The following is a 300-nucleotide window of genomic DNA, read 5'->3' as shown; positions in this document are numbered from 1 at the left end:
CGGCGCGGACGATACGCGCCTCCTCGGGGAACTTGTCGGCGAAGGTCCGGTCGCCTTCGAGCGCCTGGCTCATTCGCCGTCACCCCCGTCGGTCCGCTCCTCGAAGGCCGACTGACTGACGACGTTCACCTTCCCTTCCATCACGTGGTGACCGGCGCCGCAGTACTCATTACAGAGGAGGCCGTACTCCTGCGGCTCCTCGACGCGGACGGTTATCTCGGAGACCTCGCCGGGGACGACCATCGTGTTGGCGTTCGTCCCGGCGACCTCGAACCCGTGTATCACGTCCGCCGACGTGAT

At 66.3% G+C, this 300-nt stretch carries 1 pseudogene; it reads right to left on the bottom strand.

The window, feature by feature from the left end:
• Positions 1–69: 69 nt before the first annotated feature.
• Positions 70–300, bottom strand: a pseudogene (locus EXE42_RS17585) (cytochrome C oxidase subunit II); the annotation flags it as partial.

This window comes from Halorubrum sp. SP3 (genome assembly GCF_005435195.1).
Lineage (GTDB): Archaea > Halobacteriota > Halobacteria > Halobacteriales > Haloferacaceae > Halorubrum > Halorubrum sodomense.
This window is presented reverse-complemented; position numbering and strand designations above follow the sequence as displayed.